This is a genomic window from Ruminococcus sp. YE282 (assembly GCA_900101355.1).
Lineage (GTDB): Bacteria > Bacillota > Clostridia > Oscillospirales > Acutalibacteraceae > Ruminococcoides > Ruminococcoides bromii_A.
Window position 1 is genome coordinate 1 of sequence record FMUV01000050.1, and the last position, 13,308, is coordinate 13,308.

The window sequence follows — 13,308 nt, forward strand, 5'->3', positions numbered from 1 at the left end:
TCTCCTTGTATTATAGAGTAGTAGTTATTAGAGTCCCTCTCCAAGGACTGTATGCTATACTGTTAGAGATACTGTGGATTAGTTTTTGTCTCCTACCGCAAGACGGTCAAAGAAAGGCTCTAACCACAGTCTCTTTGTACAGTTGTTAATCAGTTAGATACCGCACGACGGTTTATGTGAAACAAGGTTACAATCGCAAAGAGCATTGTGGCTCTAAGCAGTATCGAAACTACTATGAAAGAGGTATTTGTATGATTGTTATCGGAATTGATGTTGCAAAGGATAAGCATGATTGCTTTATCATGAACTCAGAAGGGGAGGTTCTGTTCAACCCCTTTGTCATTCAAAACAACCGCGAGGGCTTTGACAGCCTTTACGAGAAGATTTGCTCTGTGGCAAATGATTTTACAAAAGTAAAAGTAGGACTCGAAGCCACCGGACACTACAGCTACAATATTCTGGGCTATCTCCTTGATAAAGGGCTACCAACCTACGTTATCAATCCGTTACATACAAATCTTTACAGAAAAAGTCTAAGCCTTAGAAAGACGAAAACGGATAAGGTAGACGCTCATACCATTGCAGCTATGTTGTTGTCTGACGTGAACTTAAAGTCCTACTCAAACACATTATACCACAACGAAGAGCTAAAGTCACTAACAAGATACAGATTTGATAAAGTTAAGGAACGCGCAAAGCTTAAGACCTCTGTCGCAAGATTGGTTAACATACTGTTCCCTGAACTTGAAAAGCTGGTTTCTACGCTTCATATGGCTTCTGTTTATGAGTTGTTGAGCCAATATCCGTCCGCTAAGCAAATTGCTTCTGTTCATCTCACCAAGCTGACCAATCTCCTGTCAACCGCTTCTAAAGGGCGTTACGGCAAGGAAAGAGCGGAAGAAATTCGCATTGATGCAAAAAACTCTATCGGCTCGGATATGCCTGCCAAGTCGTTGGAGCTCAAACACACTATCAAGCTCATCAGAGAGCTTGATGCAGAGATCGAGGAGATTGAGTTTCACATTGAGATTATCATGGACGAAATCAATTCTCCCATCCTTACCATCCCGGGCATCAGCTACCGCATGGGCGCTATGATTATTGCCGAGATCGGCGACTTTGACAATTTCAGCTCACCGGACAAGATTCTCGCTTATGCCGGTCTTTCGCCGTCTACCTATCAATCGGGGCAGCTAACATCTTCGTACTCGCATATGGAGAAACGCGGCTCCCGATATTTGCGTTACGCTCTTTTCAACGCCACGAAGTTTGTTTGTAATTGGGATAATACCTTTGCCGAATACCTCGCCAAGAAACGCAGCGAAGGCAAACACTACAACGTAGCAATTTCTCATGCCTGCAAGAAACTTGTCAGGGTGATCTACCATCTGGAAACCACAGGAGAATCTTACAGGCGATAACCTTATTTCACTTGATTATTTTTTCGAGCAACTACGCGGTTGCTCTTTTTGTCGTGCCTGTTTTCTGATTGTTGATTTTTGTGGAAAACTTTTCGTTTTCCTATTGACTTTTAATAGTTAGTCTTTCATTATAAAATGATATTCTGAAAGGTATTTTTTTATTACAAATTTACAATTCTGTTATAATTCTTGAATCGCATTATATTTTTTGATATATTTACTATGGATTATTTTGGAACGGAGTGAAATAATTGCAGCACGAAATTTTAGAGCCGTGTAATGTTTTTGAGCAAAACGGCGAAGTTATGCAGGCGGGATGGGCAAAATCACCGGTATTCATCTATAACAAACAGCAAAGTAAAAGCGGCAGACACAGTGAACGTGACTGCTATTTTATCAATAACGGAGAAGTTTCATTGTATCTTTCCGTTGAAAATCTCGGACTTGAGTTTGCAGTAAAAATCGCAGTTGCTGACCTTAAGCGCGGAGGCGTTATAAGCGATTACGTGGTAAAAAAAGTAAGCCTTATAAACAATAATCTTCCCGAATCAGGAAACAACGGAGAGTTAATTTATACTGATAAAAGATTGCAATTACAATTAACCAACACCACTGACGGAAGATTTATAAAGTGTGATTTCATTGATTTTGGCGGACTTAAGAATCTTTATTGTAATATTAATCTAAAAAAAATTAGCGGTGAAAGTCTTAACGAACTTGCACCGTTTGAAAGAAACAGAAAGTATTTTTACCTTAAAAGATTTGTGCCAAAGTTTGTTGCATCAGGCGTAATAAAAGTAGGCGGAATGGAATATACTCTTAACGAAAATACCGCAAGAGCTTATTTTGATTGGACACGTTTTTCAAAACCAAGAAAGCACAACTACCAAAGATTGAGTTCCGATTGCATTATTAACGGCAAAAGGTTTTCACTTTGCCTTGCAAACAGAGTCGGTGACAACAGATACGGTAATGAGAACAGCTTTTTTGTAGACGGTAAAATAGAAAAGCTCTCTCAGATTAATGTAAAAAGCACAAACGGAAGATTTGACAGACCGTATTACTTTAAAGCAGGATATTCCGCATTAGACATAACATTTAGACCCTTTACTGTAAAAGGAGAGGCGATGAGTGCTGTTATGGATAAGACTACGGTTGTATTCGGAATGTTATACGGCAGTATAAAAAGAGTCAATTATGATAAGCCGATTATACTTGACAATTCTCAGGCTCACCTTATTTTTTCTGAGTTTTGATTTTGAGTAAGCACTTAAAATGTAGTTGATATGCAAATATAAAGCCACTCGCAAAAGCGAGTGGCTTTAATCATTTAAGGAAAGTTTTAAATTATCCTATATGATACTGTGCTATCGGAGCATCCGGATTTGTATCAGGATTCTCAGTATATGGAGTAATATAAACTGCACTTGAGTTGTAAAGGTCATCATTAATAACTACCCAAAGTTCGTTATCAACAAAGCCCTTGTAGTCAGAAGTCTGATTTGTAGCATTGTTTGAAACAATCAAGTTGTATGTTCCTGCACCTTCATATGTAAATGAGTATTCATACCAACCGTCAGCATCTTTGTTTTCAAGAGTTACTCCAGGCCATGTTCCGCCTGAGTAATTGCCCTTGTCTTTGCCGCTTAAATCAGAACCCCAAATCCAAAGAGTTGGATCCCAAGTAAGTGAACCATTGTGTTTAACATGAATCTTAATCTGAGGGCTTGAAGCTGAATACTTATAATTTACCTGAAGTGTTTCGCCATACGGTATTTTACCGTTTGCATTTTTCGGCATACTTGCTTCGTCAACCGAATAACCGACTACTCTGAATACTTCTGTTGAATAATCAGAGCCTACCTTGCCTGTTATTGTCTTTGAAGGAGTGATTTCCTTTTTATTTCCTGATGCATCAAGGTAGTAATAATTAACCTCTACTGAACCCTTAGAAACCGCAAAGCCGGCAAGATACTTCTGAAGCATTGTAATATCTCTTACATCAGAAGTTCCGTCGTAATTGAGGTCTAATTTCTCAACGATTTCAGGAGTCATTGACTGTGGGTTAATAAGGTATTTTTGCATAGTAGTAATATCAAGTACATCTACTACGCCGTCGTTATTAAAGTCAGCATTTGTAATTGATTCAGGAACATAATCCTTGAAGTAATATGTAACTGTTTTTGTGTCTTCGGAATACTGTCCCTTTTCGTCACCTTCAACCCTATCAAGAACGTATGTATCATCTATTCCAGAAATTGACGGTGTCTGATAATTACTTCCGATTTGACCCTGAAGAGTCAATGCATCTTTCAAAGGCTGGTCGTTCTTTTCGTAAAGATAGTTTACAACAACCTTACCCATGTTGGATTTCAATCCTGCTGATTCATAACCTTCCTTGTCAACTGCAATAATTGTTGCATAAGCAGGAACTTTAAATGTTGTGCCTGTAACTTCACCGAGTGAATCAAGACCTGCAATGTCTCCGTTTGCAATAATTACCCAATCGTTAACGGTTGTTGTGCTTGGAAGAGTAACTTCTGCCTCGGTAGAAGCACTGTTGTAAATAACAGCCATTGTATTCCATTCGCCGGCCTGGTCGTTTTTGATAACGTAAGAAACCTGGTTTGACTTTTCAGTCATTCTTGAACCGCCGAATGTAAAGTTATCAAAGTATGTATTATCCATACTTGTTAGCGGAGTAAATGATTTTTTAATCTGAATTAAGCCCTTATAATAAGAGATTACGTCAGCATAATCTACAAGGTTCTGCCATTTAATCTTATTGATTTCAGGAGATGACTTGTAGCTGTTTGTATCACCGTATTTTGTACGGCACATTTCTTCTCCGGCAAGCATAAATGTAATACCCTGAGAAGCATTAATCATTGCACCTGCCATTTTGTTCATCTTAACTGCGTCTTCTGATCTTTCATCGTAATTTGCAAGATCAGTTGAGCAAATTATCTTATCATACAAAGTTGCGTTGTCGTGACAAGCGGCATATGTTACACACTGTGACGGAGCCTGAGCAAGCCAATTGTATTTCTTGGTGTTAGCACGTGCACCATAGCGTATTCCACTTGCATACTTTTCATTTCCCTGAACAAAGCCCTTTTCATCACTCTCAAATACGCTGCCTTTGATTGCATTTCTGATTGAATCATTAAAGAAAGCAATTCTTGAGTTGAGCTTTGTAGAGTTTGCCTGAATTGCCTGATAAAACGGTTCGCCTGTGCAGGTAGTCTTTGGATAATTAGATGTACCGCCTGTCCAGCCTTCGCCCCAAGTTGTGATTCTTGAGTCAACCTTATCAAGAGCATCTCTGATCATATTCATTGTTTCAACGTCCATAAGTCCCATAAGGTCAAAACGGAAGCCGTCAACATGATATTCATTTACCCAATACAATACAGACTGAATAACAAAGTTTCTGTACATTGCACGTTCGGTAGCACCCTCATTGCCGCAACCTGAGCCGTTTGAGAATGTACCGTTTGCATTCATTCTGTAATAATAATCAGGAACAATTTTCTGGAAGCATGAATCAGTTGAATATGTATGATTGTAAACAACGTCCATTACAACAGAAATTCCTGCATCATGCAAAGCTTTAATCATTTCTTTGCACTCTTTAATTCTTACGTTACCGTCATATGGGTCAGAAGAATATGAACCTTCGGGAACATTGTAGTTCTGAGGGTCATAACCCCAGTTAAACTGGTCATCAGTCTTTGACTCGTCGATTGACTGGAAATCATAGAACGGATTAAGCTGAACTGTTGTTATACCGAGCTGTTTAAGATAATCAATACAGGTTGAAAGCTCTCCCTCATTTTTCAGAGTTGTGCCGTTCTCTGTAAATGCAAGATACTTACCTCTGTTTGCATCAGATACACCTGAATCTTTATCATAAGAAAAATCTTTAATGTGCAGCTCATATACCTGTGAAGATGTAGACTTATCAAGTAAAATGTGCTGGTCATTGTCCCAACCGTCAGGGTTTGTATCGTTAAGGTCAACAATCATTGAACGGTTGCCGTTTACACCTACAGCCTTTGAATATACATCCTGAGTTTCGTAAGTTTTGGTAGTGTCGGAACCCATATGTGTTGTGTCGGTTGTAGTAATTGAATAAGTATAATAATAATTTTTCCAATCGCCTGACAAATTAACACTCCACAAACCGGTCCACTCGTCGTTCTCCATAACTTTTTCCAAAGTATATGTTCCAAGCTTTGCAGAACCATCCTCATTATCTGAGCCCTTTGTATAAATATTAACTTTTACCTCAGTAGCTGTCGGTGACCACACCTTGAAGATTGTGTTATCCTTTGTATAGGTAGCACCAAGGTCATCGCCGTTATAAGCGTACTTGTTATCAATCTCCTGAGCTGCCGTTGTATATTTTGTGTCTGCTCCTACCGACTCGGAAGTGTCAGTAGCTGCAAAGCTTGTTACAATACTTGTAGAAGCCAGCATACACACGGCGAGAACAGCAGAGACGATTTTCTTTGTGGTTCTCATAGAAATTCCTCCAAAATTTTATAATTTAATCCGCAGCGCGGAGAAAATTCAGATACTAATATTTTAGCAAAATTGCTAAATAATGTGCTTTTAATAAGCTTACTTTTCAGTGTCATCACTGTAATTAATTGAATCTACTATCTCTAGGTTATCCATATGAATTTGTTTGCGCTTATAATATGAGATTATTGAAGAAGCAATGCATAGTGCAAGTATAAGTCCTGCACCGATGTAAACGTATACCAAAACCTCGGCAAGCGGGTCAGGTTCCGTTGAATAACTCATAAGGACATTAATCTCGCCTTTTTGAAATGTACCGGCAAAGTTCTTAGGGAGTTCAACTAAGTTTTTATCCTCATATTCGTTTTGCGGTACCTCGTATTGTTCTCCTTCACTTCCTGTCAACGTCTTAGTCTCTATAATTTTTCCGTCATCAGACATATAAATTACATTAACCTTGCATACAGAAGTATCGGTATCGTCTGTTACTCTTGTGTATTTATATGTTACAGTAATGTTTTCGGATTTCAGTTTTCCCGCACCGTTTTCAGGCAATGAGTCAAGTACCAGCGAATAGTTTTCAATGCTTGGCAGTTCGGGAGTAAAATACTGCTGCCCCTCACGATTACGAACTTGATATGAATCGGCAAGTTCTTCACCGTTGGTATCATCAACAAATTTGAAAATTACGTTTGAAAGTGCTCCGTCATATTCTTCAACATTTACCTTTGCATAACTTACTTTATCAGTGAAAACACCCTTAATGTCTCCGCTTGATGATTTTATATCATAATTAAGTGTTCCTGCATAGTCGGTAATATCATACTGACTTCCGACTGCACCCGACACAGCCTGAGTTTTTATAAGGTCTCCTGTTTTATCATCATAATACTTTACATAAACCAAGCCTTCATCATCAGAAATTCCTGCGCTTTCAAAACCATCTTTGTCTACCATAACAATTGCAGAATGAGCAGCTACTTTAACACTGCCTGAGGCTTTACCGAGGCTTCGTAATCCGGCTGTCTCATCATTAGCAAGTATTACCCATTCACCGTCAACAGAAACGTTTTGTTCATCATCGCCTCCGTTGAAAATCATACACATTTTATTCCATTTTCCGTCTTCGGTGTTATTTACTATATAACCTGTCACTCCTGACGGCGGATTTTCAATAGAATTTATGCTATTAGCGGTTGCAGCTGTACTGTCTGAGAATGCCGCAAAATTTTCGCGAATTTTGTAAATTCCTCTGTAATATTCGATTAGGTCGCTGTATTCATCAACGTTTTTCCAATCAATCATATTTTCTTCTCTGCTTGATGAGAAAGAATTTTCGTCTCCGTCTTTGCTTCTTGCAAACTCTTCACCTGCAAGCATAAAAGGTATTCCCTGTGATGTTGCCACTATTGCGGCTGACAGCTTATTCATACTTACAAGATCTTCATGTCTTTTGCGATACTCATCATTGCCGTAAACCGAATCGACCAATTTGTCGTAGAGACAGAGATTATCGTGACAAGAAGCATAAGTAACGCATTGCGACGGAACATTAGCCCAACCCGAGGTAGTGTCGGACTGACCAGCAATACCGGTTTTAAGAGCAGCTCTTCCGGAGCCTGACTGAACAAATCCTTTATCGGTGCCTGCCGTGCTGCCTTTAATTGCATCGCGGATAGTATCGTCAAATGCGCCTATTCTATCGCTCATCTTTTTCAAGTTTCCCTGGTTTGCGAGCTCTGTTCCCGTATCACAGTTGGTCGGCATATTCCAAGCCTCGCCATACATAATAATTTGTTTTCCACTGCCGTCCTCATACAAATTATCAAGAGCGGTACGTATGTTATTCATAGTGGTAACATCGTGTAATCCCATAAGGTCAAAGCGGAAACCGTCAATATGATATTCTTTTGCCCAATAAGTAACAGAATCAATCATATATTTTCTGAACATTGCGTGTTCGGAAGCAGTGTCATTACTGCATCCCGAGCCGTTAGAGAATGTTCCGTCTTCATTCATTCTGTAATAATAGTTCGGTACAGTATATTGGAACGGAGAGTCCGTATTATATGTGTGATTGTAAACTACATCCATAATAACACCGATTCCGGCATTATGAAGTGCCTGAATCATCTGTTTGCACTCTTTTATGCGCACATTGCCGTCGTACGGATTGGTAGAATAAGAACCCTCGGGACAATTGTAATTTACCGGGTCATAACCCCAGTTATACTGTTCCATTATGTCTTTGCTCTCGTCAACCGAACCAAAATCATAAAAAGGCATAATCTGAACGTACTTTACGCCAAGCTTTTTTAAGTAATCTATACAGGTTGAAGAGTTTTCCTCAACTCCGTCAACAGTTGTGCCGTTTTCGGTAAACGCAAGAAATTTTCCGCGATGTTTTTCACTTACACCGCTTGAAGCAGAAGATGAAAAATCAGCAACGGATACTTCCCATACAGAAGCATCTGTTTGATTTGGTACAAGTATGTGTCTGTCATTATCCCAGTTATCGGGATTTGTCGAATTTAAATCGACTACCATACTTCTCTTTCCGTTAACGCCGCACGCTTTTGCATATACATCGGCGGTTTCCTTAACATCATCACCTGTTTTTACAGAATATGTATAGTATTTATTTATATAGTCGCCTTTAAGCGAGACAGACCATACGCCTGTCTTTTTATCAAGCGAAAGCACTTTGGTTTCAATTGAACCACCATCACCTTCGTCATCGCTGCCATGCTCAAAAATATTCACCTTTACGCTTGCTGCCTGAGGTGCCCACACCTTAAATGTAGTTGAATCCTTTGAATAAGACGCACCTAAATCATTGCCTGAATAAGTTGTTTTATCAAGATTCTTGGCATAAGCCTGATAATCTGTTTTAGCGCTTTTATCAGCTGAGTTTACACTCAACATTCCTGTTCCTGTAATCATAATTAAAGCCAACGCTCCTGTTAATAGTCGTTTGAAAAGCAAAACTATGCCTCCCGAATTAATACAATCTTTTTATCATTTTATCATAAAGTATCTCGATTTTTAATTCCAAATTAGAAATAACATCATAATAATTATATTCAATCAGTAGAAAATCAGTCTATTTTTATGTGCAAATTGTACATGTGGTAAATTATTAATTAAGTGTCAATATTTTTCAGTTTACATATTATTATAATACAGATACAAAGGAGGATAAAAATGGAATTAATACAATATACTGTTCGTCCCGGAAACACACTTTTTGGAATTGCGCAGTTTTTTAATACTACTGTTCAGGATATTCTTATGTTTAACAACTTAAAAACCACATCCGATTTACGTATAGGACAGGTGCTCACAATACCTGCCGGTTCAACTGACGGAGAATTCTACGTTGTTCGCCCGGGCGATACGCTTTGGAATATAGCTGAAAGATATGGAATCACAGTTGCTGAACTTATAAATATGAATATGCTGATTAACCCGAATATTATCTATCCGGGACAAATTTTAAAAATAAAATAAAAATGACTCCCAATAATTGAGAGCCGAATGTTTATGAAAAATTCAAATTTGCAGTTTGTCGGAAGTATATAAAATTCCGACAAACTGTAAACAAAACAATTTATATTCCTACCTTTTTTATTAATCCGATGAAATAAAAAACAATGAAAGCAAAAATATCAACCGCTACAATTGTTGAACCGACCGGTGTACCTGCAAGGATTGAAACAAGTATTCCAAGTGAAGCACAGGTTACAGATAAACATGCCGAACAAACAGTAACCGACCTAAAGCTTTTAAAGACACGCATCGAAGACAATGCAGGAAAAATTACAAGAGCCGAGATAAGCAAAGAACCTACCAAATTCATTGCAAGAACAATAATAACCGCAATGATTACAGCTATAAGCAAATTATATGCACCTGCTTTAATTCCCGTGGCACGTGCAAAATTTTCATCGAATGTAACAGAGAAAATTTTATTATAAAACAATATATACACCAGTAAGACTACTATCGACAGTATGATGCACAACCAAACCTCGGCTTTGCTCAGAGATAAAATTGATGTAGAGCCAAATAAGGTTGAACACACGTCGCCTGACAAATTTGATGATGTTGAAAAAATATTCATCAACAGATAGCCGATTGCAAGCGCACCGACAGAAATCATTGCAATTGCGGCGTCACCTTTTATTTTAGCGTTTTTGCCTGTACTCAACAATAATACTGCACTCAAAATTGTAACAGGAAGAACAACCAACATATCATTTGTAAGTCTCAATACTCCTGATACAGCTAAAGCGCCGAATGCTACGTGGGAGAGACCGTCTCCTATAAACGAAAACCTTTTCAGGACAAGCGTTACTCCCAAAAGCGATGAACATAAAGCAATCAATATACCGACTATGAAAGCATACTGAACAAAAGGAAATTGAAAGTAAAAAATTATCTTTTCAAAAAGATTATCCATTATCAATCATCCCCTTGCTCTGATATTCTTTTCCGAATTTATGGCATAAGTATTGGTTTTTGGTGCCAAAAAACACATCATCGCCAATATGAAGTATGTGAGTGGCATATTTAAGTGCGGCTCTTACATCATGAGTAATCATAATTATTGTAATGCCGTCATTTTTGCTTAAACTTGAAATAATCTCATACATTTCTTCGGTAACCTTTGGGTCAAGTCCTGCAACAGGTTCGTCAAGCAAAAGCATTTTTTGTGTTGCACATAACGCACGGGCAAGTAAAACACGTTGCTGTTGACCGCCGGAAAGTTCACGGTAACATCTTGAAGCAAGATTTTCTATCCCCATTTTTTTCATATTGCTTATTGCAAGCTGCTTTTCAGCACGATTGTAAAACGGTCTGAATCCGCATCTGCTTTGGCAACCTGAAATTACTATTTCCTTTACCGAAGCAGGAAAATCGCGCTGAACAACAGTTTGTTGGGGTAAATATCCAATCTTGGTCGAAGCCAAGCCGTTTTCTGTTATTATCTTTCCGCTCATTGGAGAATGAAGGCCTAGTATTGTTTTCATTAATGTACTTTTTCCCGAACCGTTTTCACCTACAATACACAGGTAATCGCCTTGGTTTATGCTAAAATTAATGTTATGCAAAATTTCTTTTCCCTCGTAGCCGACGGAAAGATTTTTACAAGCAAGTTGAACCATAATTTCTCCTTAGCTTAACGCTTTTTTCAGAACTTCAAGATTACTTTCCATAACCGAAAGATATGTCGTTCCGTTATTTATATCATCCGTTTTAACAGATTGTAATGAATCTATTGTAATAATTTGAACATTTTTCTTTTTTGATGTATCAATGATTATTTTTGCAATTCTGTCATCAGAGTTTTCAAGTTTTAGTACATAATTAAGATTAAGCTCATTTATTTTATTGCTGAGAAACGTTATTGTGTCAAAACTTGCTTCCGTTTCAGCAGAGCAACCCTTAAATGCAGCATAGTATGAAAGATTATAATCATCCACTAAATATCTAAAAGGAAAACGATCAACAAAAAGCAATGTATTACGTTTTGAATTTTGAATAGTGTTTTGATATTGCTCATCAAGGTTACTGAGTTTTTCAAGATATTTTTCTGCATTCTTAACATATATATCTTTGTTTTTGCTGTCCATATCACAAATTTTTTGAGTTATTGTTTCAGTGAACAATTTGGCATTATTTAAAGACAACCATATATGTTCGTCAAATTCCTTTTCATCATTTTCTGAATGTGATTCTCTTTCTTCCTGCATACCTTCAACTTCTTCTTCCTCTTTGGCAGATTCTCCAAGAACGTCAAGAAGATTTATGGCAATCATATTTTTGTGTACTGCTTCTTTTAAAACATCATCTACCCAATTGTCAGATTCACCGCCAACGTACACAAACATATCGCAGGTTGAAATTCTTGCAATATCTTCGGTAGACGGTTGATAGCTGTGTAAATCGACGCCGTTCTTAATCAGCATAGTAACATTTATATTGTCACTATCACCTATTATTTGTGAGACCCAATCATATTCGGGAAAAATTGTTGTAACAATAGACAATTTTCCGCTATTAAAATTAAAAGTGCTTGCGCATCCCGAAAAAGTTATGACAACAAGCAACAACACAAGCAGCAGTGAAATTAATTTATTTCTCAATGTTGTCCCTCTTTTTCTTCTTTAAGGCATTCTTTGCACACGCCGTACAAAACAGTATTAGCCCTGTCAATTGCAAATTCTTCGCCCAATGCAACTGATTTTATAAGCTCATCTGCTCCCGACATATTCATATGAAAAGTTTTTCCGCATTTTTCGCAGGATAAATGCAAACAATTTTTACATAGTTTTTCATCAATATATCTGTAAAATACCTCTCTGCTTCCGTTTTTAGAAATTCTGCGTATTTTACCGTCTTTTTCAAGCTCTGCGAGATTTCTGTAAACAGCACTTATACTTATTGTACTGTCATCAAGCATTTCTGCAATCTGCTTTGCCGAAAATTCCTCATCTGCATGGGCAGACAAAAATGAAAGTAGGTTTTTTCGTTGCTTAGTCATGTATTTTGGCAATTAAATCGTCTCCAATTTGCGATTGTTTCGCAAATTAGTATATCACAATATAAAATCAGTGTCAAGCAAATCTATTAATCGCAAGCAATCATAGCAAAATTTACTTATAAAATAACACCTACACTTAGATATAACTTAGATATAAAAGTAAAACAGTGATTAATACTTAAAATCACATAATAATAAACTTAAATCACATAATAATAAAATAGGCTTGACATTTTTATAAAAAACAAGTAGAATAATTAAAGTTAAGTTATATGTAATTTTTAAAATAATTGAATTTTTGTATTTGAGTTAATACACCTTTTGGAGTTTAACATATATGGAGACGTATCGAAGTGGTCATAACGGACATGACTCGAAATCATGATGCCCCTTGAGGGACGAGGGTTCGAATCCCTCCGTCTCCGCCATAATGTGGAGACAAAAAAGATGTCTCCTGCGAAAAGCCCGAATATATCGGGCTTTTTTGCTACCCAAACGGCGATTTTTCTCTGCACCGAAACACAGATGTAAAATCGCCGTTTTCCCTTTGCGGATAGACTTGAACCCCCGAAAAGTAAATATCAGATACACAGGCAGATAGAAAGCAAAAATCTATCTGCCTTTTTTATTACCCTCAAACGGAGAAATCAAATATGCTGCAGAAAAAAGGCTCAATGTCAATAGTTGGGGTAAACCGAAAAATGAAAATGAATGAAAAATTAAAGACAAGCGATAGCGTCAAGCTGTCGCTTGTTTTTGACAATTGACAGATTTAAGAGAAAATATATGTAAAATACGATTACGAAAACGGTT

General features: G+C 37.5%; 9 protein-coding genes and 1 tRNA gene. 4 read left to right on the forward strand and 6 right to left on the reverse strand.

The features are described from left to right. Positions 1 to 251 precede the first annotated feature (251 nt). Both BLP46_RS11805 and BLP46_RS11810 read left to right on the forward strand, forming a co-directional pair. Positions 252 to 1,421 carry an IS110 family RNA-guided transposase gene (locus BLP46_RS11805; RefSeq protein ID WP_092978438.1) on the forward strand — a complete coding sequence of 390 codons (1,170 nt, stop codon included), beginning with the start codon at positions 252 to 254 and terminating at the stop codon, positions 1,419 to 1,421. Positions 1,422 to 1,672: 251 nt separating this feature from the next. Next, positions 1,673 to 2,677, forward strand: coding sequence for a DUF2804 family protein (locus BLP46_RS11810; RefSeq protein ID WP_092979182.1), 1,005 nt, complete (start codon positions 1,673 to 1,675; stop codon positions 2,675 to 2,677). A gap of 91 nt (positions 2,678 to 2,768) precedes the next feature. On the opposite strand, the gene pulA (BLP46_RS11815) is transcribed toward BLP46_RS11810, so the two are convergent. Both pulA (BLP46_RS11815) and pulA (BLP46_RS11820) read right to left on the reverse strand, forming a co-directional pair. Next, complete coding sequence (pulA, locus tag BLP46_RS11815; RefSeq protein WP_092979184.1) at positions 2,769 to 5,948, reverse strand: type I pullulanase; 3,180 nt, start codon at positions 5,946 to 5,948, stop codon at positions 2,769 to 2,771. A gap of 99 nt (positions 5,949 to 6,047) precedes the next feature. Beyond that, positions 6,048 to 8,933: a type I pullulanase gene (gene pulA, locus BLP46_RS11820; protein WP_092979186.1), complete on the reverse strand. Its 2,886-nt coding sequence runs from the start codon at positions 8,931 to 8,933 to the stop codon at positions 6,048 to 6,050. 219 nt (positions 8,934 to 9,152) lie between these two features. Here pulA (BLP46_RS11820) and BLP46_RS11825 point away from each other — a divergent pair, with 219 nt between their 5' ends. Further along, entirely contained in the window at positions 9,153 to 9,458 is a 306-nt protein-coding gene (locus BLP46_RS11825; RefSeq protein WP_092979188.1) for a LysM peptidoglycan-binding domain-containing protein, read from the forward strand. A 100-nt stretch (positions 9,459 to 9,558) separates the two neighbouring features. On the opposite strand, the gene BLP46_RS11830 is transcribed toward BLP46_RS11825, so the two are convergent. The 4 genes from BLP46_RS11830 to BLP46_RS11845 are packed head-to-tail and all read right to left on the reverse strand — an operon-like array spanning position 9,559 to position 12,507. Then, complete coding sequence (locus tag BLP46_RS11830; RefSeq protein ID WP_092979190.1) at positions 9,559 to 10,410, reverse strand: metal ABC transporter permease; 852 nt, start codon at positions 10,408 to 10,410, stop codon at positions 9,559 to 9,561. Further along, positions 10,403 to 11,116: a metal ABC transporter ATP-binding protein gene (locus BLP46_RS11835; protein ID WP_092979192.1), complete on the reverse strand. Its 714-nt coding sequence runs from the start codon at positions 11,114 to 11,116 to the stop codon at positions 10,403 to 10,405. Before BLP46_RS11835 ends, BLP46_RS11830 begins: the two co-directional genes overlap by 8 nt. Positions 11,117 to 11,125: 9 nt before the next feature. Then, positions 11,126 to 12,097: a metal ABC transporter substrate-binding protein gene (locus BLP46_RS11840; RefSeq protein WP_092979194.1), complete on the reverse strand. Its 972-nt coding sequence runs from the start codon at positions 12,095 to 12,097 to the stop codon at positions 11,126 to 11,128. Further along, the gene (locus BLP46_RS11845; RefSeq protein ID WP_092979196.1) at positions 12,094 to 12,507 is read right to left on the reverse strand and encodes a Fur family transcriptional regulator; all 414 of its coding nucleotides are present in this window, start codon (positions 12,505 to 12,507) and stop codon (positions 12,094 to 12,096) included. The genes BLP46_RS11840 and BLP46_RS11845 overlap by 4 nt, the downstream gene beginning before the upstream one ends. Positions 12,508 to 12,834: 327 nt before the next feature. Here BLP46_RS11845 and BLP46_RS11850 point away from each other — a divergent pair. Then, a tRNA-Ser gene (locus tag BLP46_RS11850) sits at positions 12,835 to 12,923 on the forward strand. The last annotated feature ends 385 nt before the right edge of the window (positions 12,924 to 13,308 follow it).

What these genes read in the sequence shown, in the direction of transcription:
- BLP46_RS11830 (WP_092979190.1), bottom strand. Translation starts at nt 10,410, where the DNA reads ATGGATAATCTTTTTGAAAAGATAATTTTTTACTTTCAATTTCCTTTT.
- BLP46_RS11805 (WP_092978438.1), top strand. Translation starts at nt 252, where the DNA reads ATGATTGTTATCGGAATTGATGTTGCAAAGGATAAGCATGATTGCTTT.
- pulA (WP_092979184.1), bottom strand. Translation starts at nt 5,948, where the DNA reads ATGAGAACCACAAAGAAAATCGTCTCTGCTGTTCTCGCCGTGTGTATG.
- BLP46_RS11825 (WP_092979188.1), top strand. Translation starts at nt 9,153, where the DNA reads ATGGAATTAATACAATATACTGTTCGTCCCGGAAACACACTTTTTGGA.
- BLP46_RS11835 (WP_092979192.1), bottom strand. Translation starts at nt 11,116, where the DNA reads ATGGTTCAACTTGCTTGTAAAAATCTTTCCGTCGGCTACGAGGGAAAA.